Source organism: Thalassovita sp. ABM4_323, from assembly GCF_056158665.1.
In genome coordinates this window covers 2,708,921-2,734,012 of record NZ_JBSWTS010000007.1, presented here as the reverse complement: position 1 = coordinate 2,734,012, position 25,092 = coordinate 2,708,921, and the positions used below count along the sequence as shown (strand labels likewise).

Genomic DNA, 25,092 nt, shown 5'->3' with positions numbered 1-25,092 from the left:
GTTTTGTGTCAACAGTTTCGCGCGCTCATCCGGCGCGAGAACTCACATCAGCAAATAGTCAACTGGATCGCCAGCCTTGCGCGGACCCTCGTCAGGGGCCCGAACAATCAGGGCATTGGCGTCCGACAAAACCGACAAAAGCGAGCTATCCTGACGATCAAACACCGTGACCTGGCCGTTTTCAACATGGGCGCGGACATAGTGTTCCCGAGGGCCATTGGCCGGAATGTCATGGCGCAGATGTCCGCTGTGTCGCGCGCGCGCCGCAGGCGCAAAGCCCAGCATCGCGCGGATCATCGGCAGCACAAAAACATGCCCACAGACCATTGCCGAGACCGGGTTGCCGGGCAGGCCGACCATCACCGCTTGGCCCATCCGGCCGGCCATAAGGGGCTTTCCGGGGCGGATTTTCACCTTATAGAAGCTCTGATCCAGTCCCAGCTGCTGGGCCACTTGTCCGACAAGATCGTAGTCTCCAACCGAGGCCCCGCCAATCGTGATAACCAGATCAGCCCCTTTGGCCAGATCAAACACCGTTTCGATCGAGGCCGGATCATCCTTGGCAATCGGCAGGATTTGGGTCAGCGCACCGGCTTGATCAAACAGCGCCTTCAGACCAAAGGTGTTGGACACGATGATCTGGTCCGGGCCCGGCGTATCGCCCGGCATCAACAGCTCGTCCCCAGTCGAAATCAATGCGATATCCGGTCTGCGCGCCACTGTCACCGCGGGAATATTCATCGAGGCCAGCAGAGCAATATCGTTCGGTCCCAACAGGCGCGGCGCCGTCAGCGTAAATCCTTCAGCGAAATCGGTGCCGGCCGGGCGAATATTGGTGTTCTGGCCGGGGTCCTGGTCAATGGTGATCGTGTCGACGAACCGATCGACGTCCTCCTGAATGACCACGAAATCCACACCTTCGGGCACCGGGGCGCCGGTGAAAATCCGCACAGCCTGACCGGGACCAACCGCGCCCTGAAACCCGCGACCGGCGGCAGATTCTCCGATGATCTTGAACTTGGCGCCGACTGCGACCTCTTCGGCGCGTACGCCATAGCCATCCATCGCTGAGCCCGCAAAAGGAGGTTGGTCGCGCATGGCCACCGCATCCTTGGCCATCACCCGGCCTGTGGCCTGAGCCAGTGGAACCTCTTCTGTTTCCAGCGGTCGGACTAGCGCAAAAAGCTGCTCCAGAGCCTCGTTAACTGTGATCATGTCGCCTCGTAACGCCCTGATTTACCACCATCTTTCAGGATGACGCGGATGCCGCCGATCTCCATGGCCTTATCCACGGCCTTGATCATATCGTAGACGGTCAGCGCGGCGGTGCTGACGGCGGTCAAAGCCTCCATTTCCACGCCTGTTTGGCCTGTGGTTTTCACCGTCGCCTCGATCTGCACACCGGGCAGGTCAGGATCCAGAGTCAGTTCGACCGCCACCTTGGTGATCGGCAGCGGATGGCACAGCGGGATCAGGTCGGGCGTTTTCTTGGCCCCCATGATGCCTGCCAGCCGCGCAACGCCCAGCACGTCACCCTTTTTCGCGCGACCTTCTGAAATGATATCAAAGGTTTCCGGCGCCATCTTCACCCATCCCGCCGCCGTCGCAATGCGCGCGGTGACGGCCTTGTCGGACACGTCCACCATATGCGCGTCGCCCTTGGCGTCGAAATGCGTGAGGCCCGACATCACAGGCCTCCTGGCATCAGTGGGTTGGCCAGCAAGGCGCGGGTGGCTGCGGTCACATCGTCCTGACGCATCAGGCTTTCGCCGATCAGGAACACGCGCGCACCATAGCGCGCCATGTCCGACAGATCCTCGGGGGTGAACAAGCCGGATTCCGAGACCAGCAGCCGATCCGCCGGGGCCAAACGCGACAAGCGGCGGGTGGTGTCCAGCGAGGTTTCAAAGGTCTTGAGATTGCGATTGTTGATGCCGATCATGCGCGATTTCAGCATCGCGGCGCGCTCCAGCTCGGCCTCGTCATGCACCTCGATCAGCGCGTCCATGCCCCAGTGGGTGGCGGCGTCTTCCAGCTCTTGCGCCTGCGCGTCCGACACACTGGCCATGATGATCAGAATACAGTCCGCCCCCAGCGCGCGCGCCTCGGCCACCTGGTAGGTGTCGTACATGAAATCCTTGCGCAGAGCGGGCAGATCACAGGCATTGCGCGCGGCGGTCAAGAAGTCCTTGGAGCCCTGAAAACTGGGCGTATCGGTCAGAACGGACAGGCATGTTGCGCCCCCCGCCTGATAGGCCTGCGCCAGCGCGGGCGGGTCGAAATCGGGGCGGATCAAACCCTTAGAGGGGCTGGCTTTCTTGATCTCGGAAATCAGGCCATAGCCTTCGCGCGAGGCTTTGAACAGCGCATCGGCAAAGGGGCGCACAGGGCTGGCCTCGCGCGCTTCGGCTTCGATGGCCTCCAGCGGTTTGGCGGCCTTGTCGGCGGCGACCTCTTCCAGCTTATAGGCCTTGATCTTGTCCAGAACGGTGCCGGTTTGGGTCATGCGCTTGCCTCCGAGGTGATACGGGCCAGGGTTTCCACGGATTTCAAAGCCGCGCGGCTGTCGATGGATTCTTTTGCGATTTCAACGCCTTCGGGCAGAGTGGAGGCCTTGTCTGCCACAACAAGCGCGCAGGCCGCGTTCAGCAGAACCGCGTCGCGATAGGCGCCGGCAGCGCCCTCGAGCAGGGCGCGCATGGCCTTGCCGTTTTCCTCAGGCGTGCCACCCAGAATCGCAGACAGGGGATGCACGGGCAGGCCCGCATCCTCGGGGTGAATCTGACGGCTGTGGATCTGGCCATCCTCAAGTGCGGCCACGTCGGTCGTGCCAGTGATCGTGACCTCGTCGGTGCCATCTGATCCATGCACGAGCCAGGCCTTTTCCGAGCCCAGCGTCTGCAGCGTTTCAGCCATGGGAAAGATCAGATCAGGCGCAAAGGCCCCGGTCAGCTGGCGTTTGACACCCGCCGGGTTGGTCAACGGGCCCAGGATGTTAAAGATGGTCTTGCAGCCCAGCTCGGTCCGCACGGGCATCACGAATTTCATCGCCGGGTGATGCATCGGGGCCATCATAAAGCCAATCCCGGCCTCGGCGATCCCTTTTTCCACCACGTCCGCGCCAACCATCACATCAATGCCCATCTGGCCCAAGGCATCTGCGGCCCCGGATTTCGAGCTGAGGTTACGATTGCCGTGTTTGGCCACGGGCACGCCCGCGCCAGCCACCACAAAGGCCGTCGCGGTCGAGATATTCAGCGTGCCCATCCCGTCACCACCTGTGCCGACGATGTCCATCGCGCCTTCGGGGGCCTGAACGGGCAGGCATTTGGCGCGCATTACCGCAGCCGCAGCTGCATATTCGGCCACGGATTCACCGCGCGCGCGCATCGCCATCAACAGCCCGCCGATTTGGGCGGAGGTGGCATTGCCTTCGAACAGCTCGGCAAAGGCGGCCTCGGCCTGGGCACGCGACAGCGGACCTTCGGAGGCGGCAAAAATCAGGGGTTTCATCGCGTCGCTCATGCGGGGACTTTCATTACGTTCAGGAAGTTTTGCAGCATCTGGTGACCATGTTCGGACCGGATGGATTCAGGATGGAACTGCACGCCATGAATGGGCAGCGTACGGTGTTGCAGGCCCATGATGGTGCCGTCTTCCAGCTCGGCCGTGACCTCCAGGCAATCGGGCAGGGTGTCGCGATCAACCACCAGCGAGTGATAGCGCGTGGCCTCGAACGGCGAGGGCAGGCCTTCGAACACGCCTTTGCCGGTGTGATGCATCTGACCCATCTTGCCATGCACAATCTCGTGGCAGCGGACAACATTGCCGCCAAAGGCCTGACCAATCGTCTGGTGGCCCAGGCACACGCCCATCAGCGGGGTCTTGGTTTCGGCGGCGGCCTGCGTCAGCGCCAGACAGATCCCCGCCTGATCCGGATCACAAGGGCCGGGCGACAGCAGGATCCCCGCCGGATTCATCGCCATGGCGGCCTGAACATCCAGCGCGTCATTGCGGCGCACGACAACATCGGCGCCCAATTCGCCTAAATAATGCACGAGGTTATAGGTGAAACTGTCGTAGTTATCGATCAGAAGCAGCATCAGCGCGGTCTTTTCATACAGGTCATGTGTTTTGGGGGCTAGAGGCCCCTCCCTTGGTCGCGGTATACTTGTTCAGGGTTGGCCCACAGCGTCAAGGGGGCAGGGGGCCAATCGCGACAAAGAGACGAAAAGAACAAGAGGACAAAGCAGTGGCTATGGGCGTATTCCGAGGATTCGTTACCGGCTTGGTGGTGGCAGGGGCCGGGGTCAGCGTGTTTTCGCTGACGCAAATGCCCACATCCGTGCCGGCCCCCGAGGCCGAAGCGGTCGAAGTTCCTGCCGGATCGGATTTTCAGGGCGAACGCGAAGATACCGCGCCGCAACTGCCCGATGCGGCGGATGCGCAGCCCCAACCAGGCGACGCCCCCATGATCCAAGAGGCCGACAGCGCGGAAACCCCGGTGGATGCCGCTGCGACCGAAACCGCCGCCCGTCCGGAAACGGGCAGCCCCGAGGGATCGCTAAGCGCACCGAATGTCGATGGCGCCTCAACGCCTGCGGGCAGCAGCGCCCCAACGCCCGTTGTCACCACCGAGGTGGAACAGCCCGAATTATCCGCTCAGGAAGAGGGCAAAATCTCGACCGATCCGGCGCAGCCCACCGCGCCATCAGCCGAGCAAACCGCCTTTCCGCAGGATCAAGCTGAACCCATTGATGCCAGCCCCGCGGCCGAGGCCGACACGCCGCCTACACCGGCGAAACGCGCAGATCCCTTGCCCTCGGTCACCGATCCAACCCCGACAGATCCGGCGCAAAATCGCCCGCAGATTGGCACGCCGGTCGGCACCTTCACCGATAAAAAAGAGCCCGAACCCGAGGTTGCCGCCGCCCCACCCGCTGAGCCCAAACCTCCGATCCAGGCCAACGCAGCCTCCTTTGATAACCCTGAGTCCAAGCCGCTGATGTCGATCATTCTGCTGGATGACGAGGCCGGCACGATCGGTCCCGAGGCCCTGTCGGCCTTCCCTTATCCGCTGAGCGTTGCCGTGAATCCGCTGTCGCCCAACGCGCAGGCACGCACCGATATGTACCGCGCTGCCGGGTTCGAGGTCATGGCCAAAATCGACATGCCTCAGGGGGCGACGGCCAGCGACACCGAAACCCTGATGCGGGCCGCCCTGGCGCAGATGCCGGGCGCGGTTGCCGTGATCGAAGGCGATCAGTCCGGGCTGCAATCCGACAAAGCCGTCAGCGATCAAACCGCCGCCATTCTGGCCGAAACCGGGCACGGGCTGGTGCTGTTTCCCAAGGGGCTGAACACCGCACAAAAACTGGCGGCTCAAGACGGCGTGCCCTCGGCCACCGTGTTCCGCGATTTCGATGCCAAGGGACAGAACGCTTCGATCATCCGTCGCTTTCTGGATCAGGCCGCGTTCAAAGCCCGCCAGGAAGAGGACGGCGTGATCATGTTGGGCCGAATGCGGGCGGATACAATCTCGGCCCTGTTATTGTGGGGATTGCAGGATCGCGCCAGCAGCGTCGCACTGGCCCCGATCTCTGCCCTGCTGCTGGAAACCCAGAACTAGGCGTCGCGCCAGCGCCCGCTGTCCAGCCCGGCCAGTGTCCAGTCGCCAATGCGATAGCGGATCAGCCGCAACGTGGGAAAGCCCACCGCGGCTGTCATCCGGCGCACCTGACGGTTGCGCCCTTCGCTTAGCGTCAGCTCGATCCAGCAATCGGGCACAGATTTGCGATAGCGCACAGGCGGCACGCGCGGCCACAAACCCGCGGGCTCTGACATACGGCGCGCCTTGGCCGGGCGCGTCTTACCATCCTTCAGAGACACCCCCTGTTGCAAGCTTTGTAGCGCCGCGTCTGTGACCTCGCCTTCGAGCTGCGCCCAATAGGTCTTGGCCATCTTGTTGCGCGGGTTGGCAATGCGGGCCTGTAAGCGCCCGTTGTCCGTCAGAACCAACAACCCTTCGCTGTCCCGGTCCAGCCGCCCAGCAGCATAGACCCCCGGCACGTCGATGAACTCGGATAAGGTCTTGCGATCTGACCCCTCATTGCCCTTGTCAGTGAACTGCGACAAAACGTTGAAGGGTTTGTTGAACAGGATTACCCGCGTCACGGCTTGTTCGTCCTTCCCCATTTTCTGCTGCGCCTCAAGGACACCACCAATCCCGAGGCCGTCAGGCCGAGATATCCAGCGCGCGCCTTGGCGCGCTCCGCCGGATTACATCCGTATCAACTGTTGCCGTTACCGGTGAACCGGGCGGCATCCGCAGCGGCGCGCCGGATGGCGTTGGACTTGTGCACGGTCTCCATATACTCGGCTTCGGGCACCGAGTCATACACGACTCCGCCACCCGCCTGGATATACAGTTTCTGATCTTTTACGATCGCGGTGCGCAGGGCGATACACATGTCCATGTCACCATTGGCGCTGAAATATCCGCAGCCCCCGCCATAAACACCACGCTTCTCGGGCTCGAGCTCGTCAATGATCTCCATCGCGCGCACCTTGGGCGCACCAGACACAGTCCCGGCAGGCATCCCCGCGAAAAAGGCGCTCAGCGCGTCTTGATCCTCAGCCAGTTCCCCCACCACGTTCGAGACAATATGCATCACGTGGCTGTAGCGCTCGATGATAAACTCTTCGGTCGGGCGCACGGTGCCGATTTTGCTGACCTTGCCCGTGTCGTTGCGGCCCAGATCCAGCAGCATCAGGTGCTCGGCCAGTTCCTTTTGATCGGCCAGCAGGTCCTCTTCCAGCGCCTTGTCCTCGGCGGGGGTTTGCCCGCGCGGGCGGGTGCCGGCGATGGGGCGAATGGTGACCTGGCGATCAAAAACTCGCACCAGAATTTCGGGGCTGGCCCCGATCACCTGGAAACCACCAAAGTTGAAATAGAACATAAAGGGCGACGGGTTGGTCCGGCGCAGCGAGCGGTACAGAGAAAACGGCGGCAGCGGGAAATTCTGCGTCCAGCGCTGCGAGGGCACCACCTGGAAAATATCGCCCGCGCGGATGTATTCCTTGGCGGCCTCGACGGCCTCCATATACCCGGCCTTGGTGAAATTGCTTGTGGGCGCACCGGCGTCATGGGCCTCGCCCAGATCACGGCTGGCCTGGGGCATGGCGCGTTCCAGATCACGCACCGCATCCATCACACGTTCGGCCGCCTGCGCATAGGCCGCGCGGGCGGACAAACCATCGTTGACCCAGGCGGGCGACACCACGGTGACTTCGCCTTTGACCCCGTCCAGCACCGCCACGACCGAAGGGCGCAGCATCAGCGCATCCGGCAGGCCCAGCGGATCGGGGTTCACATCGGGCAGATGCTCCACCAGTCGGATCATGTCATAGCCCAGATACCCAAACAGGCCCGCGCTGGCGGCGGGCAGGTCGGCGGGCAGGTCGATCTTGGTTTCCGCGATCAGCCCACGCAGGGCGGTCAGCGGGTCATCCTGGCACGGCTCGAAAGCCTCGGGATCAAAGCGCGCCTGACGGTTCAGCGCGCTGGTCGTGCCGTCGCATTTCCAGATCAGGTCGGGCTTCATCCCGATGATCGAGTAGCGGCCGCGCACTTCGCCCCCGGTCACCGATTCCAGCATGAAGGCGTCTTTTTGCGCGCCCGAAAGCTTCAGCATCAGCGACACGGGCGTATCCAGATCCGCCGCGAGGCGCGCATAGACCACCCGGTTTTTCCCCGCCTCGTAATCCTTGGCGAAATCATCAAAAGTCGGCGTCAGTTCCACGGTATCCGGTCCTTACTGGAGATTGCTGTGCACAGCGTTGATTGCAGCCTGATCGAGGCTGATCCCAGCGGTGTCCTGAATGTTGCGGGCATAGGCAGCGTAAAGGTCTTGCGCCAGCGAGGCATTGATTTCCTGATCCAGCGAGGCCGCCAAAGCGCTGACCTCGGGGTCCTCCAGATCGGGGGGCAGGATGTCGTTCAGCTGCACGATGGCAACGGTGGTGGCATCGGAGATCACCACGGCCTGGTCCTGGGTCAATTCGAACACCCGCGCCAGGAATCCATTGGGCGCACCACTGATGAATTCGTTGCGGGTCAGGGCCGTTTCGATCCGCGCGGTCAGGCCCAACGCGGCCATATCATCAGAGCTGGACAACTCTTGGACAAGGTCCTCGGCACGGGCGTTCAGGGCCTTGGTGGTTTCGGCGGCGAACCAGGCGGCGGTAACCTCGTCGCGGACATCGTCCAGCGGGATCAGGGCAGGGGCGACCTCGCCCTCCAGGCGCAGGGCCGCCAGACCGCCGTCATCCAGACGGATCAGTTCAGGGTAATCCCCGTCGCTGACGGCTTCGGCGGCGTTGCGGAAGGCGGCATAGCCGTTGATCCGGTCCTCGGCGTCGTCATGCCAATCCATCGTGGCCAGTTGCATCCCAGCTTCGTCGACCAGTTCTTCCAAGGTGGCGCCCCCGGCCAGCAGATCGTCGATCGCTTCGGACTGGCTGTCGACCATGCGGCGCGCGCGATCAGCGGCCAGTTCGATACGGATGGCGTCGCGCGCATCCTCGTAAGGGGTTTCCTTGGCGGCCAGAATACCGTTCACGCGGAACAGGGCCGGGCCAAGGTTGCTGTCGAACGGGCCCACAACATCCCCAACCGAGGCGTTGAATACGGCCCCACCAGCGGCACCCAGATCGTCTTTGACCACATCACCCAGATCCACATCTGTCAGGTCCAGACCACGGTCGGTCACCAGATCCTCGAAGGTCACGTCGCCGGTTTCGATCTGTGCCTTGGCGGCCAGTGCAGCCTCGTCATCCGAGAAGGCCAGGCGTTCCACCAGACGGCGCTCGGGGCGCATATAGGTGGCCAGGTTGGAGTCATATTGTTCGCGGATCGCGGCCTCGTCCACGTCAACCTGATCGATCACCATATCCGGCGAGAGCCAGACATAGGTCAGCTGTTTGATCGCCGGGCTGGTGAATTGAGCAGCGTTATCCTGATGATACGCGGCCAGCTGATCCGGGGTGGGGGCGGGAATCGGGGTTTCCAGCGCCTCGCGATTCAGCACGGCCCAGGTAAAGCTGCGCCGTTCGGCGTAATATCCCAGCAGCGTGTCGGTGTAGGCGTCGGGCATGGTGACGCCCGTTATCAGCGCGCCTTGCAATAGGCTGCGGGCGGCCTCGTCCCGCATTTCCTCTTCGAACTCGGCTTCGGTCAGACCGGCCTGGTTCAGCGCAAAACGATAGGCCTCGCGGTCGAACTGGCCATCGCCCCCCTGGAACGAGGGGATCTCGACGATCTGGCGGCGCAGGTTTTCATCGCCCATCGACAGGCCAATGCTGCGCGCTTCGTTGTCCAGCGCGGCGGCTCCGATCAGACGCCCCAGAACCGAGCGGTCCAGCCCAAAGGCCACCGCCTGTTCAAAGGTGATGCTTTGCCCGGTCTGGGCCTGAATGGCGCGCAGCTCGTCCTGAAGCGCGCGCGCATATTCCTGGATGGTGATCTTCTCGTCACCGACAGCGCCGATCGAGCGCGCATTTCCCGACAGGCTGGTGGCGCCAAACCCCGCAAGGCCCACGATCAGCAGACCCAACAGAATCCAGACAAAGATTTTCGAAGTAGCGCCTTTAGCCATGAGCGTCCCTTATCACCGGGTGAATTGAATTCGTCCGCCCGTGTCTACGACGAGACCTTGCGGGGGGCAAGGCCCGCAAGCCGGTCAAACAAGGTGTTGATGCCCGCGCGATCAATATTGGCAAAGGCAATCCGCAGCTGGCGTTCCCCGGCGGGGTCATCAGGGGGCATGAACATGGTGCCGGGCAGGGCCAGAACGCCGGCCTCTTGCACCATGTCCTGGGCCAGTTGCAGCGAGGACCGCCGGAACGGGTGCTCGACATAGGCGAAATAAGCGCCCACGCCCAACAGCTCCCATCCTTTGAGGGCCAGCTTGGGAAAGCCCTCTTCGATCGCGGCGCGCCGATCCAGGATCTCGGCGCGTTCTCCGGCCAGCCATTGATCCAGGTTCTGCATCCCCCACAGCGCGGCGTGCTGCGCCAACTGGTTGGGGCAGATGGTGACGGTATCGAGGAATTTCTCGACCTGCGCCAGCCGATCCGGATGCGCGATCATCGCGCCCACCCGATGGCCAGTCAGCCGATAGGCCTTGGAAAACGAATACAGCTGGATCACCGTGTCGCCCCAATCAGGATCGGTGAACAGCTCATGCGGCGCACCGCTTTGGCTGTGAAAATCGCGATAGGTTTCGTCTATGATCAGGGCAATACCGGCCGCGCGGGCCACGTCGCGAAAGGCGGCAACCAGATCGGCGGGATATTCCACGCCCGCGGGGTTGTTCGGCGTCACCAGCACGATGGCGCGGGTGCGCTCGGTGATCATCGCGCGGGCCAGATCCGGGTCAGGCAACAGCCCGTGCCCGGTGGGCAGGTCGACACAGCGCACCCCGGTCATGTCCAGCCACATCTTGTGATTAAAGTAATAGGGCGTGGGCAGGATCACCTCGTCCCCCTCGGTGGTCAGCGTCATCATCGCCGCGCAAAAAGCCTGATTGCAGCCGGCGGTGATACAGACATTGCTGTCGCTGATCTGTCCGCCATATGCGGCGCTGAACTTGCTGGCCACCTCGGCGCGCAATTCGGGCAGGCCCAGAACCGGGCCATACAGGTGCGCGCTGTCCAGATTTAGCGCGGTTTGCGCGATATGCTGGCGCAACGCATCCGGCGGCGGATCGACCGGGGCGGCCTGACTGACATTGATCAAGGGACGCTCGGCCGGGAAGTCAACGCCCGCGATCCAGCGGCGGGCCTCCATCACAGGCGGAGGAAAGGTGGCAGCGGTGCGGGACAAACTCATGACAGGCTCCGGTTCCAGGACGCTGGCAGGATATGCGCCCGCGCGGGCGGAGCAAGCCCCGAGTCACGCACCCGATGTCACACGGTGCGCGCCGATCGTTTTGGGCTGACCTTGGCGGTGACAAACTGCCCCATGCGCAACAAGGCATAGCTGCCCGCCCAAGATGCCAGGAACACGGTTTCGGCGAAAAAGGCGTTGTTGCCGCTGGGGGGCATGAACCGCGCGACGACCACCACAAAGAACGGGTGCAGCAGGTAGATGCCAAAGGCCGAGTCCCCAAGCGGTTGCGCCCAGGCCCCGATTCTGTCGATGCGCAGGAAGATCTCGAACACCGCAGCGGCCAGCAGCAGGAACCATGCGGGCTCGGGATGGCCCAGCCAGGTCATGCCGATCAGCGTGCCCAACAGGATAAAGGCAGGCCCCCAGCGGCGACCCGAGACCCGGATCACGGCGTAAAACAGGGGCGGCAGCGCAAAGCACCATTGGGTCCAGGGCGCGTCCAGCAGCTCGAGCCGCTCGACATAGTACACCCCACAGGACAGCGGCAGCGCAATCACCACCAGGATGCCTCCGAAGATGCGCCCATGAGGCAGATGCATCGCCATATAGGCAAACGGGGCCGAGATCAGGATGAAGGGCAGGAACCAAAGATGGATTTCCGGCCCGATCAGCAGCCACGCCGGATCAGTCAGGACGAACATGGTGTGCCAGCCATCCCGCAGCCCACGAAAGAACAGATAAAAGCCGCACCAGACCAGCCAGGGGATAAAGATGCGGATGATACGGCGCGTCATGAAGCTGCCGAAATCCTGCCGGGTGGCGGCGCGGGTGCTAAGCGCAACGCTGAGAATAATAAAGGCGTTCAGACCAGCATAGGCGACGATGGCATAGGGGGCGCCCAGATGGCCCCAGACGATCGAAAAGGCGCAGATGAACCGCATCAGTTCCAAAGAATAGAACTTGGGCGCGCGCTCGTTTGGCGAGGTCCCGCCAATCAGCTTTTCCCGGATGGTGTCGCTGCTCATGGCGTAACCATCCGGTTCATGTTGCGCTGTCTAGTCTGTGCCTCGGTACGGTTCCACATATTGCAATGCCATATCCCACGGGAAAAAGATCCAGGTATCCTGGCTTACTTCGGTGATAAAAGTGTCAACCTGAGGGCGACCTTTGGGCTTTGCATAGACAGTTCCGAAATGGGCCTTGGGATACATCTTACGTACCAGCTCCAGCGTTTTCCCGCTGTCGACCAGATCATCGATGACCAGAATGCCGGTGCCATCGCCCATCAGCTCGGCATCCGGGGCCTTCAGTATCTGAGCCTCCATCTGCGCTTGATGATTGTAGGATTTGACGCTGATCGTATCGATGGTGCGGATGTCCAGCTCGCGCGCGATGATCATGGCCGGGGCCATGCCGCCGCGAGTGATGGCGACGATGGCCTTCCACGCGCCATTGTCCGGTCCTTGCCCATCCAGACGCCAGGCCAAGGCACGGCTGTCGCGGTGAATCTGATCCCAGCTGATGTGGAACCCTTTTTCGTGGGGCAGGCGAGTCTCGGCCATGATGTGTCCTTTGTCCAAGCGGTTCAGCAAGTGATAGCCCCAATTCAGCCGTTCCGAAAAGGGGCTGCGCAAAGAAAAACACCGGTCAGGGCGGCCCGACCGGTGTTTTCGTGATGTCTGCGGCCGTGCTTACTTGCGCCCGGTCACCGCGTCGATGTCAGGGGCGTCCACGGCTTTCATGCCGACCACGTGATAGCCCGCGTCCACGTGCAGGTTTTCCCCGGTCACGCCGCTGCCCAGATCGGACAGCAGGTACAGGGCCGATTTGCCCACATCATCAATGGTCACGTTGCGGCGCAGGGGCGAGTTCAGCTCGTTCCATTTCAGGATATAGCGGAAGTCCCCGATGCCGCTGGCGGCCAGGGTCTTGATCGGGCCGGCGCTGATCGCGTTGACGCGGATGCCGTCCTTGCCCAGATCCTCGGCCAGGTATTTCACCGAGGCCTCCAGCGCGGCCTTGGCCACACCCATGACGTTATAGTGCGGCATCACCTGCTCGGCCCCGTAATAGGTCAGGGTCAGGGCGCTGCCACCTTCGTTCATGATTTTCTCGGCGCGCTGCATCACAGTGGTGAAGCTGTAGCAGCTGATATCCATGGTCATCAGGAAGTTGTCGCGGCTGGTGTCCACGTAGCGGCCGCGCAGCTCGTTCTTGTCGGAAAAGCCGATGGCGTGGACCAGGAAATCGATCTTACCGAATTTTTCCTCGATCTGGGCAAAGGCCGCATCCAGCGAGGCCGGATCCGACACATCGCAATCGATCAGCGTTTCCACTCCCAACTGCTCGGCCAATGGGACCACCCGTTTGCGAAACGCATCGCCCATATAGGTAAAGGCCATCTCGGCCCCTGCGTCTGCACAGGCCTTGGCGATCCCCCAGGCGATCGACTTGTCATTGGCAAGCCCCATGATCACACCGCGTTTTCCGGCCATCAGTTGATTTGACATATCTCGTTCCCCGACGTGCTTGACTGGTTAAATGTGCTTTAGGGGATTGATCGTGTAGCATCAAGTGCAGGCTTGCCCGTATCCGCCAGAGGACTACTGTTGCGTGGGCGAACACCTTCGTGCTGGCCAAAAGAGAACACTGAGAGAATCATGACTGACAGAACCGGAATTTTCGCAGGGGACGACCCGTTCCAGATTGCGCGCGACTGGCTGGCCGAGGCCGAAAAGACAGAAATCAATGATCCAAACGCCATCGCATTGTCCACGGTTGATCAACAGGGCATGCCGAATGCGCGAATGGTTTTGCTAAAAGACATCGAAGATTCAGCTTTTGTTTTCTACACAAACTACGAAAGCGCGAAAGCGACCGAGATTTCGCAGGCCGGAACGGCTGCTTTTGTCATGCATTGGAAGTCGCTGCGGCGTCAGATTCGCGTCCGTGGCACCGTCACGAAAGAGGACGGAGAGCAGGCGGATTCCTATTTTCGCTCGCGCTCGTTGAAAAGCAGACTGGGCGCCTGGGCCTCAAAACAATCGCAACCGTTGTCTTCGCGTGGCGCACTTATGGCAGAGGTTGCAAAAGTGACCGCAAAACAAGGACCAAACCCGGATCGTCCATCCTTTTGGGGAGGTTTCAGAATCACGCCAATTGAGATTGAATTCTGGGCAGATGGTGCGTTCCGTCTTCACGATCGTTTCCAATGGCGACGTGAAACGCCCGAAATGGCGTGGAATGTAACGCGGTTGAACCCCTGATACTCGCGTAACGTGAAATGCAAGCGTTTGAAAAAATGAAAATTTTCGACTTGCACAAGCCGCACCAATTGTATCATGACTGTGTCGGGGATGACGTTCATTTGGGTACCAACGCTGTGAAGACTGAAGAAGACGGCGAACGCAGGGTACACGGGCACGTTAAATGGTTTGACCCTGTAAAGGGGTTTGGTTTTGTAGTCGCCGATGGCGGCGGGCCTGATATTCTGCTGCACGCTAATGTATTGCGCAATTTCGGGCAAAGCTCGGTGGCGGATGGCGCGTATATCGAGATATCGGTTCAGGAAACCGGTCGCGGTGTACAGGCCACAGAGGTCTATGTGATCGAACCACCAGCCGTGTCGGACGGAACCGCCTTGGCGGATTTCGAAGACATCGATCCCGAAGTGATGCGCAACGCGCCTCTGGAACCGGGGCGGGTGAAATGGTTCGACAAGGGCAAAGGCTTTGGCTTTGCCAACGTTTTCGGGCGACCCGAAGACGTGTTCGTGCACATCGAAGTGCTGCGCCGCTCTGGCCTGGCAGACCTACAACCAGGCGAGGCCATTGGGCTTCGCGTCATCGAAGGCCAGCGCGGCCGGATGGCGACAGAAATCCTGGCCTGGGAATCTGCACTAAAGCTTACTGACGACGCATGACACGGATGGGGCGGTACATAGGCACTGCCCTTTTCCTCGTGATGTGGCCTGCATGTGTGTGGGCAGAGTGCAGAACTGATGCTGTCGCTTTGAAGGGCGATTGGGGGCAGGCGCGTTTCTCGGTCGAGGTGGCCGATACAATGCGCGAGCGTTCGGTCGGGCTGATGCACCGTGAAAGCATGCCGCGCATGGCTGGCATGCTGTTTGTATATCCGCGCGCGCAACGGGTCGCGTTTTGGATGCGCAATACGCTGATCCCGCTGGATATGATTTTCATGGATGCGACAGGGACCGTGCGCCATATTCACCACAAGGCGGTGCCGCTGGATGAAACTCCAATCCGCGGAGGCTCTGGTGTGCAGTTTGTGCTTGAGCTGAATGGGGGTATGGCCGAACGTTTGGGCATCACTGTTGGCAGTCAGATGCAGCACCCAAGTGTCGCACGCGATCGTGCTGTTTGGCCCTGTCGATAAGATCAGCCTCAAACGCCTTTTTTGCCTTTTCAATCCGCGCTGAGGTCGTTATGTGAAGCGAACGGTCCGGGGCGTAGCGCAGTCTGGTAGCGCACCTGTTTTGGGTACAGGGGGTCGTGAGTTCGAATCTCGCCGCCCCGACCACTTCTCTCTTCATAAATATGAAACGTTGCTGTGTATCAGTGACAGTCTGCCTGCCTGACAAACGGGCATTTTGCGTGTTCGATTCGGGCTGAATACCAGATATGGTAGTGACCTTTGGAAAAGCACAAAATTTCCTTTGCACTTGCAAAAAATCCTTTCTGCGCCGCCGCATAGCTCAGGCAGTGCCATAGTGTCGTCGGCTAACCCAGCCGGATCCAAGGAAAAATCAATCCTTTCCACAGAGATGCCCACAGGGCGCATTCCAGGACCGTTAACCTATTGAATCACTCCGATGGCGCGGCCAATGTTGGTCAACACCCAAATCCCAAAATTTTCGTAAAAAAATCCGTTGACCCTATAGAGGATCATACGTCAGATTGTGGAGGCCAGCCGGATAACGCACAAGATATAGTGGCGGTAGCGCAGGGACGATAGCTTCGAACATCAGGGCCATACGGGCCCGTAGCAACCTGGTTATGGGACCGGGGTGCCGAAGGTTTGCCTCTGCGCATCGCTCGATCAGAACCGCAGGGTCAATCGGCAGCTGGCAGGGATTGAATGCTGAAGTATGGGGCAGCGCACATGAAGATCGAAAGAAAATTCACCAAGGCCGGGCAGGACGCATATGCAGAGCTGGATTTCGTGACCACAGCGTCCGAAATCCGCAACCCCGACGGTTCCATCGTGTTCCGTCTGGACGAGGTCGAAGTGCCGCAAAGCTGGAGCCAGGTGGCTTCGGACGTGATTGCACAGAAGTATTTCCGCAAGGCTGGCGTGCCGGTCAAACTGAAGAAGGTCAAGGAAAAGGGCGTGCCCGAGTTCCTGTGGCGCTCGGTCCCGGCGGCCAAATCCACCGAAAAAACCGGCGAAACCAGCGCCAAGCAGGTGTTCGATCGTCTGGCGGGCGCCTGGGCCTATTGGGGCTGGAAGGGCGGCTATTTTTCCTCCGAGGAAGACGCGCGCGCTTATTATGACGAAATGCGCTTCATGCTGGCCACGCAAAAGGCCGCGCCGAACTCGCCCCAGTGGTTCAACACCGGCCTGCACTGGGCCTATGGCATCGATGGCCCGTCGCAGGGGCACTACTATGTTGATTACCAGACCAAAGAGCTGACGAAATCCGCCAGCGCCTATGAACACCCGCAGCCCCACGCCTGTTTCATCCAGTCGGTTGCTGATGACCTGGTGGGCGACGGTGGCATCATGGACCTGTGGGTCCGCGAGGCACGTCTGTTCAAATATGGTTCGGGGACGGGCACCAACTTCTCGTCCTTGCGGGCGGCGGACGAGCCCCTGTCGGGCGGTGGTAAATCCTCGGGTCTGATGGGGTTCCTGAAGATCGGTGACCGCGCGGCTGGCGCGATCAAATCGGGCGGCACCACCCGTCGTGCGGCCAAGATGGTGATCTGTGACGTCGATCACCCCGATATCGAAGAATTCGTGAACTGGAAGGTCAAGGAAGAGCAGAAGGTCGCCAGCATCGTTGCCGGGTCCAAAATGCACGAGGAACGCCTGAACGAGATTTTCGGCGCGATCCGTGAATGGGATGGCAGCACCGAAGACGCAGTGGACCCCGCCAAAAACGCTACGCTGAAAACCGCGATCCGCAGCGCGCGCAAGGTGCAAATCCCTGAAACCTATGTGAAACGCGTGCTGGACTACGCGCGTCAGGGCTATGACAGCATCGAATTCCCCACCTATGACACCGATTGGGATTCCGAGGCCTATGCGTCCGTGTCGGGCCAGAACTCGAACAACTCAGTCCGGGTGACAGACGCCTTCCTGAAGGCCGTAAAAGACGATGCCGACTGGGAGCTGCTGCGTCGCACCGACGGCGCCGTCGCCAAGACCGTCAAAGCCCGCGATCTGTGGGAAGACATCGGCCATGCCGCCTGGGCCTGCGCTGATCCGGGCATTCAGTTCCACGACACCGTCAACGCCTGGCACACATGCCCCGAGGACGGCGCGATCCGTGGCTCGAACCCCTGTTCCGAATACATGTTCCTGGACGACACCGCCTGTAACCTGGCCTCGATGAACCTGCTGACCTTCCTCAAGGATGGCGAGTTCCAGGCCGAGGATTACATGCACGCCACCCGCCTGTGGACCGTGACGCTGGAAATCAGCGTGATGATGGCGCAGTTCCCGTCCAAAGAGATCGCGCAGCTGTCCTATGACTTCCGTACGCTGGGTCTGGGCTATGCCAATATCGGCGGTCTGCTGATGAACATGGGCTTTGGCTATGACAGTATCGAGGGCAGGGCGCTTGGCGCGGCCCTGACCGCGATCATGACCGGTGTGGCCTACGCGACCTCGGCCGAGATCGCAGGCGAGCTGGGCCCGTTCGATGGCTATGCGCGCAACAAGGACCACATGCTGCGGGTCATTCGCAACCACCGCACCGCCGCCTATGGCGCCACCGAAGGCTATGAAGGGCTGGACGTGAAACCCGTGCCGCTGGACCTGTCCAACGTGCCCGATCAGCGCCTGGCCGAGCTGGCCATGACCGCCTGGGACGAGGCGCTGAAGCTGGGCGAGGCCAACGGCTATCGCAACGCTCAGGTCAGCGTGATCGCGCCCACCGGCACCATTGGCCTGGTGATGGATTGTGACACCACCGGGATTGAGCCCGATTTCGCGCTGGTCAAGTTCAAGAAACTGGCCGGGGGTGGCTATTTCAAGATCATCAACCGCTCGGTTCCGGCTGCTCTGGAAAAACTGGGCTATTCCAGCGCTCAGATCGAAGAAATCGTCAGCTACGCCGTGGGCCATGGCACCATCGGCAACGCGCCGGGGATCAACCATTCCACTCTGATGCAACACGGGTTCACCGAAAACGAGCTGAACAAGGTCGAAGAGGCCCTGGGCAGCGCCTTTGACATCCGTTTCGTGTTCAACCAGTGGACCCTGGGAGAAGAGTTCTGCCAGAACGTGCTGAAAATCTCGGCCGCGCAGCTGAATGACCCGACCTTCGATCTGCTGCGTCACCTGGGGTACTCCAAGGCCGACATCGAGGCCGCGAATGACCACGTTTGTGGCACCATGACCCTGGAGGGCGCGCCGCATTTGGACGCCAAGCACTATGCGATCTTCGATTGCGCCAACCCCTGCGGTAAGAAAGGTAAACGCTTCCTGTCGGTGAACAGCCATATCGACATGATGGCGGCGGCGCAGTCGTTCATCTCGGGGGCGATTTCCAAAACCATCAACATGCCTAACGACGCTACAATCGAGGATTGTCAAGCTGCCTATGAACGGTCCTGGCAGATGGGTATCAAAGCGAATGCTTTGTACCGTGATGGCTCGAAACTGTCGCAGCCTTTGGCCGCCGCGCTGATCGAGGATGACGACGAGGCCGCCGAGGTTCTGGAGAGCGGATCAACCCAGGAAAAAGCCGCCGTTCTGGCCGAGAAAATCGTGGAAAAGGTCGTGGTCAAAGAGCTGGTCCGCAGCCACCGCGAGAAGATGCCGGAACGCCGCAAAGGGTACACCCAAAAGGCCGTTGTTGGCGGGCACAAAGTGTATCTGCGCACCGGCGAATACGAGGATGGCAGCCTGGGCGAGATCTTCATCGACATGCACAAAGAGGGTGCTGGCTTCCGCGCGATGATGAATAACTTCGCCATCGCCGTGTCGGTCGGCCTGCAATATGGTGTGCCGCTGGAAGAGTTCGTCGACGCGTTTACCTTCACGAAATTCGAGCCCGCGGGCATCGTGCAGGGCAACGACTCTATCAAAAATGCAACATCTATCCTGGATTATATCTTCCGTGAACTGGCTGTTTCTTATCTGGATCGAACAGATTTGGCACATGTGAAGCCTGAAGGTGCATCCTTTGATGATCTGGGCCGCGGGGTCGAAGAAGGGGTCTCGAACGTCGAGGAACTCAGCGAAACCGCCGCCAACCGCAGCCTTGAAGTGCTCAAGCAGATCAGCTCGACCGGGTACCTGCGCAAACGTCTGCCGCAAGAGCTGGTCGTGTTGCAGGGTGGTCAGACTGCTGGGGGCATGGTCCTGGGTGGAACAGACCCCGAAGCGGCGCTACAAGCCCTGGTTCCCGAAACCGTCGGGACTATCGGTGACACCGCGACGCTGTCTAGCACGACCTCGGTCAGTACGGGCGCCGTCAGCATGGATGCGCGCACCAAAGCCAAGATGCAGGGCTATGAAGGCGAGGCCTGTGGCGACTGCGGAAACTACACTTTGGTGCGCAACGGCACCTGCATGAAGTGCAACACATGTGGCGCAACCTCGGGTTGCAGCTAATCAGTCACGGGGCGGATTCGTTCGCCCCGAACGACGCTCAGGCCGCAGGCAAAAACACCGAGCGGTACCAATGATTGAGCCTGAGCGGCGAAACTGGCCCCCCTTTGCGGGGGCCTTTTTCTTTAAGACTTGTCTTTACGATTTGGCGCGCGCCGCCAGAATCCAGATTGCCATCAGACCGAAAGAGGCGAGCGCGTTCCAGCTGGCCATCGAGATCCCAAACAGATCCCAGGCGACCTGATCGCACATCACCAGCGCCGGGCCGTCCGTGGCCAAGAGATTGCCAGCATCCAGCCCGCCGGAACCGGTGCAACTGCTGGGGCCCTCCCACCAGTCACGTTCAACGCCGGTGTGATAGATGCCCAGCGCGCCGGTCGCCGCCGCAGCCAACGCACCCAACCAGGCCAGAACCCTGCTCGGAACGGTCATCAGGGCGACAATCCCAATCACGATCGCAGCGCCATGTGGCCAACGTTGCCACAGGCACATCTGACAGGGCGCATAGCCCAGGAACTGGAATACAAACGCCCCGCCCAGCAGGCCCGCCGATCCAGCGGAAGCCAATGAAATCAGTGTGATACGATCAAGTGTCATAGGTATTTAACCACATAGAAGCCGCCTAGCAGAATGATCACGAACAGCGAGAACATCAAGCCCAGACGGCGTTCGATAAAATCACGAATGGGTGCGCCGTACTTCCACAGCAGGGCCGCCACGATAAAGAACCGCAGCCCGCGCGCGAGGATCGAGGTCACGATGAAGGTCATCAGTGGAAGGCCCGTCCAGCCCGACATGATGGTGATGACTTTGAACGGGAAGGGGGTCACACCAGCGATCAACACCGGCCAGAACCCGAAATCGTTGAACCGGGTGTTGAACTCGGCCATCGCGTCGGCCTTGCCCATCGTTTCCAAGATGGGGCGACCGATCTGGTCGTAAAACTGTGCGCCAATCAGATAGCCAAACAGGCCTCCGGCCACCGAGGCCACCAGCGCGATCCCCGCGATCAGCCACGCCCGCGAGGGCCGGGCCAGGATCATCGGAATCATCAGCACATCTGGGGGGATCGGAAAGACCGAGGCCTCGATGAACGAGATGAACGCCAGCAGCCACAAAGCACGTGGATGCTCGGCCAAGGACATGGTCCAGTTATACAGTCCTCTGATCATCATTTTGCTCCTGTCGGGTTTGCCCTGTTACGCCACGCGTGGGGCGCGAGGTCAACATGCGATTGATTGCGTTTTCGCTCTGGACGCGGGCGCGACGGTTGGGTAGACGAATGAAACGTGCCCAAGTGGCGGAATGGTAGACGCAGGGGATTCAAAATCCCCCGCCGCAAGGCGTGCCGGTTCGAGTCCGGCCTTGGGTACCACCTTGATCTTCAAGGTAGATCGGCACGGAGGATCGGTTCAACCGACCTTTGAGACCTGTTTTCCCAAGACTTTGATCAAGACTTTGATCCTGAGGCCGGAACAGGCTGTGCTCGCGCAAATCTGGGCAGGGTGGCTTGTCAGGGCAGGGACCTGATCACGAATTTTTGCTGACGCTGGCCAGCAGGTTGGACAATTGCTGCGTCAAAGCCTGATAGCCGGTTGCGTTTGGATGCAGCCCATCATTGGTCCAGACCCTGGGATGAGCATCAAACCCATCCGGGGCCGGAAGAAAAATACATGCTGGCAGCGCCCCACAAAGCTCGCGCGCTTTGGTGTTGAGAAACAGCCGCTTTTGTTCATGCAGAGGGGTCCAGTCGGGCCGGCTGACAGGTAAGACCGCGCGCCAGATCAGCAGATCCGCGCGGCCAAAGGTTTCAGCAAGCGCACGGGCGTTATCTTCTATGTCGTTTTGGGCTTGTCCGCGCAGTATGTCATTGACGCCCACGCCCAAATACCAAATCGGAATGCGCTGAATGGCGCTGGGATTTGCGCGGGCTTGAACGCCTCGCAGGGTGTCTCGCCCAATCCCAAGGTTCAGACTGTTGGGGAATGGCGCCTCGGTCATCCAGTTTTCAATCAGCGAGTCCCCAATCAAGGCAAAAGTCACCGGATAGTGCGGGGATATTTGCTGCATCAATCGGGCATGGACCTCCGTCCTATGCTGATAGTGCCGCGTTTCCGTGACTGGCGTGGGCTGATGGAATAGTCGTCGCAGGGTGCGCTCGGGATAGTTTTCCCGGATCAAAACGAAGGTCAAAACGGCAACGAGGCCCAGAAACGCAATTCGCAACATCACAAAACCAGTAAATAACAATACAATAAGTGGCTACATTGTGCATGAATGCACCTTAGGCGCGACAAGTTCAAGCATCAGCCGGATTGGGCCCTCAGAATCGGGCCGGGAATCGCGCTTTGTGAGGCTGAAGAATATGGTCAGGCTGCCTTAATTCATGTGCAGGGGCTGGCCAACGGGGCGTGATTCTTTCTGACCGTCGAAACGAGCACGTGATTCGGTGACCTTTGGGCAACATCCGAAAATTCAGACAGTTAAAGTTTTTCATCAATGCTCTGATTCTCGGGGGATTGGATCGTAACGGAAAACAAAGATTGTCAGGTCTGCAGGAAATTAGGCAAAAATATGGCCTCTTCCCGGCACGCCGCCCAATTGTGGCATTGTTTCGAAACATTGAACAAGTAACCAAGAAAATCAGCCACGAATTTCGCCCATAACAAGAAAAACGCCTTGAATCCGTGTGGCAGGCGTCAAAAAGCGCGAAATTTCCGAATAATTCCCCCTGCATATTTTCCAAATTCGCAGCAAATTCAGTTCGTGATTAAGGCAAATTTGGTGAAATCTGGGCGATTTCGTGAAATTCCGTTCTTTTTTGAAACCAATTTCATGGGGTATGTTGGGTCAAAGCCCGACTGGGGGGCGAAGTCTGATGGCCGGGGGCGGCCATGCAAACCGATGCGCATCCATGCTGATGCGAAGCTGCCATTGGCGACACAACCGTTTCCGGGGGGAAACGATGTCGCCGGACCGGTATGACCTGACCACGGGGATCCCTGCGGGCTGGTCGGCTTGGCTTCGTGCATTTTGGATAGCGTGAACAGAAAAGGGCTTTCGCGGCACGGACTGTCTGCAATGGGGTGTCCCATGGACGTGATCGCGGGTGAAAGAGGTAATTATGGCTGAGTTGTTTTTGGATTGGGGCGATCTGGGCCCGGTAAATTCCGCGGTTTCTCCGACGTCGAGCGTCGATACCGGCGGTGTGAATGTCGACATTTCCTTCACGCCCGTGGACGAGGGCGCAGAGGCGTATGTCATGGGCACCGATACCTATGTCGCACCCGGTGAAGAATTCGATCCCAACTCGGTTCTGAAACTGCTTGGCCTTGGCGGCGAAGGCGGGATCGACCAGACCTCGGTCACGACGATGGATTTCTCGTCCAGCGATGCGGCCTATGGCGATGATGTCCAGAATGTCAGCTTCCGTATCTCTGATATCGACGCCGGTGCAGACCCGTATACCAGCCCCGGCGCCAGCATGCTGGACGTGGTGACTGTGCGCGCCTTTGATGGCGACGGAAACCCCGTTGTTGTAACCCTGACGCCTGGCAGCGATGTCAGACTCGCTGGGCGATACACTCAGCGGCAGTGGCTCGAACTATGAACCTACCGATGCCGAGGCCTCGGTTCTGGTCGAAATCGAAGGCCCGGTTTCGCGTATTGAAATCATGTATGCCAACGAGGGCGACGGCGAACAGCGCGTCTATGTCAGCGATGTGCATTTCGAAACCACCGATGCTGACGATCCAGATCCGGTGCGCGACGGTATCGTGATGGGCTCGGGCGATGATGATCTGATCGACACGTCCTATGATGGCGACCCTGATGGCGATTTTGTCGACAATGATGACAACATCTTCCCTGGCAACGATCCCGATGATGACATCATCGAGGCCTATGACGGCGACGACACGATCATCGCAGGTGAGGGCGAAGACACGATCTATGCCGGCGACGGCAACGATGTGGTCGAAGGCGGAGACAACCGCGACGTAATTTACGGCGACGACACCACGCCGGATGCCACCGATCTGCCTGATCTTGGCTATCCTGGTTTGTATGATGCGGATGCCGATCCGGACAACAACCGCGATTATATCGCAGGTGGCGACGGTGGCGACGTGATCTTTGGCGGGGATGATGCCGATACGATCATGGGCGAGCGCGGCGCGGATTCGATTGACGGCGGAATTGACGCTGACCTGATCGATGGTGGCAGCGGCCATGACACCATTATCGGTGGCGAGGGCTCGGACACCATCAATGCGGGCTCGGGCGATGATATCGTCTATGCCGGTCTGGACCCGATTTTCCCGGATGCGGTGAACATTCCCGATGACGTGGACCTGGTTCCGGACAACGGGCGTGATCTGGTCCATGGCGAAAGCGGTGACGACACCATTTTCGGTGCTGACGACGATGACACCCTTTATGGCGATGGCGGGAACGACTATCTGGATGGCCAGATCGACGAAGACATGTTGGTTGGCGGGAACGGCGACGACACTCTGATCGGTGGCGACGGCGCGGATACGCTGACCGGTGGCGACGGCGTTGACGTGATTGATGGCGGTGCGGATCGCGACGTGATCTATGGCATCAACCCGGGTGAGCATGTCTCGGGCGGGTCGACCGGCGATGACTGGGACATCCTGCATCTGACCGGCGGCAACAGCCGCATCGGTACCACCACGACCGACAGCGATGGCAACGGCTTTGACGGCACCATCGAATTCCTGGACGGCAGCGGCAACGTGATCGACACCGCGACCTTCGAAAATATCGAAGAAATCGTGCCCTGCTTCACGCCCGGCACCGTGATCGCGACCCCGCAAGGCGCGCGTCTGGTGGAAGAGCTGAAAGAGGGTGACAAGATCATCACCCGCGACAACGGCATTCAGGAAATCCGTTGGGTCGGTGCAAAGCAGCTGTCCGGTCTGGAACTGGCGCGCAATACGCATCTGAAGCCCGTTCTGATCAAGGCTGGCTCGCTGGGCAATGGTCTGCCCGAGCGTGACATGATGGTCTCGCCCAACCACCGCGTGCTGGTGAACAATCAGAAATCCGCTCTGTACTTTGAAGAGCGCGAAGTTCTGGCCGCCGCTAAGCATTTGGTCGGGATGGACGGGATCCACAATGTGGACGTCATGGGCACCACCTACATCCACTTCATGTTTGACCGCCACGAGGTCGTGCTGTCAGACGGTGCCTGGACCGAAAGCTTCCAGCCCGGCGACTACACCCTGAACGGCATTGGCGACGAACAGCGTCAGGAGATCCTGGAACTGTTCCCCGAACTGGCCACGCAGCAGGGCATCCGTGCCTACAGCTCGGCCCGCCGCTCGCTGAAGGGGTACGAGGCCCGCCTGCTGGTCAACGGCTAAGTTTTCATG

The 25,092-nt window shown here is 60.2% G+C and carries 22 protein-coding genes and 2 tRNA genes; 9 read left to right on the top strand and 15 right to left on the bottom strand.

What is annotated here, in order from left to right:
- Nucleotides 1-42: 42 nt before the first annotated feature.
- The 5 genes from ACXADQ_RS15920 to ACXADQ_RS15900 are packed head-to-tail and all read right to left on the bottom strand — an operon-like array spanning nt 43 to nt 4,103.
- Nucleotides 43-1,215: a molybdopterin molybdotransferase MoeA gene (locus ACXADQ_RS15920; protein ID WP_475322970.1), complete on the bottom strand. Its 1,173-nt coding sequence runs from the start codon at nt 1,213-1,215 to the stop codon at nt 43-45.
- Complete coding sequence (gene moaC / locus ACXADQ_RS15915; RefSeq protein ID WP_475322967.1) at nt 1,212-1,688, bottom strand: cyclic pyranopterin monophosphate synthase MoaC; 477 nt, start codon at nt 1,686-1,688, stop codon at nt 1,212-1,214. The genes ACXADQ_RS15920 and moaC overlap by 4 nt, the downstream gene beginning before the upstream one ends.
- The gene (gene trpC / locus ACXADQ_RS15910; RefSeq protein WP_475322963.1) at nt 1,688-2,506 is read right to left on the bottom strand and encodes an indole-3-glycerol phosphate synthase TrpC; all 819 of its coding nucleotides are present in this window, start codon (nt 2,504-2,506) and stop codon (nt 1,688-1,690) included. Before trpC ends, moaC begins: the two co-directional genes overlap by 1 nt.
- Entirely contained in the window at nt 2,503-3,525 is a 1,023-nt protein-coding gene (gene trpD / locus ACXADQ_RS15905; protein ID WP_475322960.1) for an anthranilate phosphoribosyltransferase, read from the bottom strand. Before trpD ends, trpC begins: the two co-directional genes overlap by 4 nt.
- Complete coding sequence (locus tag ACXADQ_RS15900) at nt 3,522-4,103, bottom strand: anthranilate synthase component II (protein ID WP_475322956.1); 582 nt, start codon at nt 4,101-4,103, stop codon at nt 3,522-3,524. The genes trpD and ACXADQ_RS15900 overlap by 4 nt, the downstream gene beginning before the upstream one ends.
- Before the next feature lie 155 nt (nt 4,104-4,258).
- Between ACXADQ_RS15900 and ACXADQ_RS15895 the strand changes: the two genes are divergently transcribed.
- Nucleotides 4,259-5,629 carry a divergent polysaccharide deacetylase family protein gene (locus ACXADQ_RS15895; protein ID WP_475326096.1) on the top strand — a complete coding sequence of 457 codons (1,371 nt, stop codon included), beginning with the start codon at nt 4,259-4,261 and terminating at the stop codon, nt 5,627-5,629.
- Here ACXADQ_RS15895 and ACXADQ_RS15890 read toward each other — a convergent pair.
- The 7 genes from ACXADQ_RS15890 to fabI all read right to left on the bottom strand — a co-directional run bounded on the left by ACXADQ_RS15890 (nt 5,626) and on the right by fabI (nt 13,401).
- Complete coding sequence (locus tag ACXADQ_RS15890) at nt 5,626-6,195, bottom strand: rRNA large subunit pseudouridine synthase E (RefSeq protein ID WP_475322952.1); 570 nt, start codon at nt 6,193-6,195, stop codon at nt 5,626-5,628. The genes ACXADQ_RS15895 and ACXADQ_RS15890 overlap by 4 nt on opposite strands.
- A 95-nt stretch (nt 6,196-6,290) precedes the next feature.
- Entirely contained in the window at nt 6,291-7,802 is a 1,512-nt protein-coding gene (trpE, locus tag ACXADQ_RS15885) for an anthranilate synthase component I (protein WP_475322947.1), read from the bottom strand.
- A gap of 12 nt (nt 7,803-7,814) precedes the next feature.
- Entirely contained in the window at nt 7,815-9,656 is a 1,842-nt protein-coding gene (locus ACXADQ_RS15880) for a SurA N-terminal domain-containing protein (RefSeq protein ID WP_475322943.1), read from the bottom strand.
- 44 nt (nt 9,657-9,700) lie between these two features.
- Complete coding sequence (locus ACXADQ_RS15875) at nt 9,701-10,891, bottom strand: aminotransferase (RefSeq protein WP_475322940.1); 1,191 nt, start codon at nt 10,889-10,891, stop codon at nt 9,701-9,703.
- A 77-nt stretch (nt 10,892-10,968) separates the two neighbouring features.
- Entirely contained in the window at nt 10,969-11,916 is a 948-nt protein-coding gene (locus tag ACXADQ_RS15870; RefSeq protein WP_475322936.1) for an acyltransferase family protein, read from the bottom strand.
- Nucleotides 11,917-11,946: 30 nt separating this feature from the next.
- Nucleotides 11,947-12,453, bottom strand: a complete 507-nt coding sequence (gene gpt, locus ACXADQ_RS15865; protein WP_475322931.1) for a xanthine phosphoribosyltransferase — start codon at nt 12,451-12,453, stop codon at nt 11,947-11,949.
- Nucleotides 12,454-12,582: 129 nt separating this feature from the next.
- Complete coding sequence (gene fabI, locus ACXADQ_RS15860; RefSeq protein ID WP_475322926.1) at nt 12,583-13,401, bottom strand: enoyl-ACP reductase FabI; 819 nt, start codon at nt 13,399-13,401, stop codon at nt 12,583-12,585.
- Nucleotides 13,402-13,551: 150 nt separating this feature from the next.
- On the opposite strand from fabI, the gene pdxH reads away from it, so the two are divergent.
- From pdxH to ACXADQ_RS15835, 5 genes are all read left to right on the top strand, one after another.
- Nucleotides 13,552-14,157: a pyridoxamine 5'-phosphate oxidase gene (gene pdxH, locus ACXADQ_RS15855; protein ID WP_475322922.1), complete on the top strand. Its 606-nt coding sequence runs from the start codon at nt 13,552-13,554 to the stop codon at nt 14,155-14,157.
- Nucleotides 14,158-14,192: 35 nt separating this feature from the next.
- On the top strand, nt 14,193-14,813 hold the full coding sequence (locus tag ACXADQ_RS15850; RefSeq protein ID WP_475322918.1) for a cold-shock protein: 621 nt from the start codon (nt 14,193-14,195) through the stop codon (nt 14,811-14,813).
- Nucleotides 14,814-14,902: 89 nt separating this feature from the next.
- A complete protein-coding gene (locus ACXADQ_RS15845) occupies nt 14,903-15,286 on the top strand; it encodes a DUF192 domain-containing protein (protein WP_475322916.1) in 384 nt (127 codons plus the stop codon).
- Between the two features lie 67 nt (nt 15,287-15,353).
- Nucleotides 15,354-15,430, top strand: a tRNA-Pro gene (locus ACXADQ_RS15840).
- Between the two features lie 582 nt (nt 15,431-16,012).
- Nucleotides 16,013-19,696, top strand: coding sequence for a vitamin B12-dependent ribonucleotide reductase (locus ACXADQ_RS15835; protein WP_475322914.1), 3,684 nt, complete (start codon nt 16,013-16,015; stop codon nt 19,694-19,696).
- Between the two features lie 135 nt (nt 19,697-19,831).
- Here the strand turns inward: ACXADQ_RS15835 and ACXADQ_RS15830 are convergent, their stop codons facing one another.
- Together ACXADQ_RS15830 and ACXADQ_RS15825 are read right to left on the bottom strand one after the other, a co-directional pair.
- Nucleotides 19,832-20,290 carry a disulfide bond formation protein B gene (locus ACXADQ_RS15830; protein WP_475322910.1) on the bottom strand — a complete coding sequence of 153 codons (459 nt, stop codon included), beginning with the start codon at nt 20,288-20,290 and terminating at the stop codon, nt 19,832-19,834.
- Nucleotides 20,287-20,865 (bottom strand): YqaA family protein, encoded by a 579-nt coding sequence (locus tag ACXADQ_RS15825; RefSeq protein WP_475322908.1) that lies wholly within the window; start codon nt 20,863-20,865, stop codon nt 20,287-20,289. Before ACXADQ_RS15825 ends, ACXADQ_RS15830 begins: the two co-directional genes overlap by 4 nt.
- Nucleotides 20,866-20,984: 119 nt before the next feature.
- Here ACXADQ_RS15825 and ACXADQ_RS15820 point away from each other — a divergent pair.
- A tRNA-Leu gene (locus ACXADQ_RS15820) sits at nt 20,985-21,068 on the top strand.
- 155 nt (nt 21,069-21,223) lie between these two features.
- Here ACXADQ_RS15820 and ACXADQ_RS15815 read toward each other — a convergent pair.
- Complete coding sequence (locus tag ACXADQ_RS15815) at nt 21,224-21,763, bottom strand: GDSL-type esterase/lipase family protein (RefSeq protein ID WP_475322906.1); 540 nt, start codon at nt 21,761-21,763, stop codon at nt 21,224-21,226.
- Between the two features lie 1,054 nt (nt 21,764-22,817).
- Here ACXADQ_RS15815 and ACXADQ_RS15810 point away from each other — a divergent pair.
- Both ACXADQ_RS15810 and ACXADQ_RS15805 read left to right on the top strand, forming a co-directional pair.
- Complete coding sequence (locus tag ACXADQ_RS15810) at nt 22,818-23,303, top strand: hypothetical protein (RefSeq protein WP_475322904.1); 486 nt, start codon at nt 22,818-22,820, stop codon at nt 23,301-23,303.
- Nucleotides 23,254-25,083 (top strand): Hint domain-containing protein, encoded by a 1,830-nt coding sequence (locus ACXADQ_RS15805; RefSeq protein ID WP_475322900.1) that lies wholly within the window; start codon nt 23,254-23,256, stop codon nt 25,081-25,083. The genes ACXADQ_RS15810 and ACXADQ_RS15805 overlap by 50 nt, the downstream gene beginning before the upstream one ends.
- The last annotated feature ends 9 nt before the right edge of the window (nt 25,084-25,092 follow it).

What these genes read in the sequence shown, in the direction of transcription:
- ACXADQ_RS15830 (WP_475322910.1), bottom strand. Translation starts at nt 20,290, where the DNA reads ATGACACTTGATCGTATCACACTGATTTCATTGGCTTCCGCTGGATCG.
- ACXADQ_RS15815 (WP_475322906.1), bottom strand. Translation starts at nt 21,763, where the DNA reads ATGCAGCAAATATCCCCGCACTATCCGGTGACTTTTGCCTTGATTGGG.
- trpC (WP_475322963.1), bottom strand. Translation starts at nt 2,506, where the DNA reads ATGACCCAAACCGGCACCGTTCTGGACAAGATCAAGGCCTATAAGCTG.
- ACXADQ_RS15805 (WP_475322900.1), top strand. Translation starts at nt 23,254, where the DNA reads ATGTCAGACTCGCTGGGCGATACACTCAGCGGCAGTGGCTCGAACTAT.
- gpt (WP_475322931.1), bottom strand. Translation starts at nt 12,453, where the DNA reads ATGGCCGAGACTCGCCTGCCCCACGAAAAAGGGTTCCACATCAGCTGG.
- ACXADQ_RS15920 (WP_475322970.1), bottom strand. Translation starts at nt 1,215, where the DNA reads ATGATCACAGTTAACGAGGCTCTGGAGCAGCTTTTTGCGCTAGTCCGA.
- fabI (WP_475322926.1), bottom strand. Translation starts at nt 13,401, where the DNA reads ATGTCAAATCAACTGATGGCCGGAAAACGCGGTGTGATCATGGGGCTT.
- ACXADQ_RS15875 (WP_475322940.1), bottom strand. Translation starts at nt 10,891, where the DNA reads ATGAGTTTGTCCCGCACCGCTGCCACCTTTCCTCCGCCTGTGATGGAG.
- ACXADQ_RS15825 (WP_475322908.1), bottom strand. Translation starts at nt 20,865, where the DNA reads ATGATCAGAGGACTGTATAACTGGACCATGTCCTTGGCCGAGCATCCA.
- ACXADQ_RS15900 (WP_475322956.1), bottom strand. Translation starts at nt 4,103, where the DNA reads ATGCTGCTTCTGATCGATAACTACGACAGTTTCACCTATAACCTCGTG.
- ACXADQ_RS15890 (WP_475322952.1), bottom strand. Translation starts at nt 6,195, where the DNA reads ATGGGGAAGGACGAACAAGCCGTGACGCGGGTAATCCTGTTCAACAAA.
- moaC (WP_475322967.1), bottom strand. Translation starts at nt 1,688, where the DNA reads ATGTCGGGCCTCACGCATTTCGACGCCAAGGGCGACGCGCATATGGTG.
- trpD (WP_475322960.1), bottom strand. Translation starts at nt 3,525, where the DNA reads ATGAGCGACGCGATGAAACCCCTGATTTTTGCCGCCTCCGAAGGTCCG.
- ACXADQ_RS15880 (WP_475322943.1), bottom strand. Translation starts at nt 9,656, where the DNA reads ATGGCTAAAGGCGCTACTTCGAAAATCTTTGTCTGGATTCTGTTGGGT.
- ACXADQ_RS15850 (WP_475322918.1), top strand. Translation starts at nt 14,193, where the DNA reads ATGAAAATTTTCGACTTGCACAAGCCGCACCAATTGTATCATGACTGT.
- ACXADQ_RS15895 (WP_475326096.1), top strand. Translation starts at nt 4,259, where the DNA reads ATGGGCGTATTCCGAGGATTCGTTACCGGCTTGGTGGTGGCAGGGGCC.
- pdxH (WP_475322922.1), top strand. Translation starts at nt 13,552, where the DNA reads ATGACTGACAGAACCGGAATTTTCGCAGGGGACGACCCGTTCCAGATT.
- ACXADQ_RS15870 (WP_475322936.1), bottom strand. Translation starts at nt 11,916, where the DNA reads ATGAGCAGCGACACCATCCGGGAAAAGCTGATTGGCGGGACCTCGCCA.
- ACXADQ_RS15835 (WP_475322914.1), top strand. Translation starts at nt 16,013, where the DNA reads ATGAAGATCGAAAGAAAATTCACCAAGGCCGGGCAGGACGCATATGCA.
- ACXADQ_RS15810 (WP_475322904.1), top strand. Translation starts at nt 22,818, where the DNA reads ATGGCTGAGTTGTTTTTGGATTGGGGCGATCTGGGCCCGGTAAATTCC.